A 414-nucleotide genomic window follows, 5' to 3' on the forward strand; every position below is an offset into this window, starting at 1 on the left:
CCGGATCAAAGCTTACTTACAGCTCCCCGAAGCATATCGGTGTTAGTCCCGTCCTTCATCGGCTCCTAGTGCCAAGGCATTCACCGTGCGCCCTTTCTAACTTAACCTAAAAGGTTTATAACTCTTAACTAAATAAGAGAGAAAAACTAAAATGGCGATTACTCGATGTTTACTTTGCTTCTTCATTACGATTATCTAGTTTTCAAAGAACGAATGGTTTGAGAGAAATTGCACTCTCAAAACTAAACAACAAAGATCGTGTACAAACTGTTTTGTCTGGCTCACAGGTCCAGCTTGTCTAGCTTCGGCTCCTAACTTCTCGGCCGTTTCGATCCGTCCCCGCAAATCCAAAACCGGGATTTGCAGTGCCGGCTCTCCAACGTCTGTCGAAGTTGAACAGTCGCCTCCGCTTTT

At 44.9% G+C, this 414-nt stretch carries 1 rRNA gene; it reads right to left on the reverse strand.

Annotated elements, in window-relative coordinates:
• Positions 1 to 107, reverse strand: a 23S ribosomal RNA gene (locus M3610_RS27565); the annotation flags it as partial.
• Positions 108 to 414: the final 307 nt, after the last annotated feature.

It is taken from the genome of Neobacillus sp. MER 74, assembly GCF_023714155.1.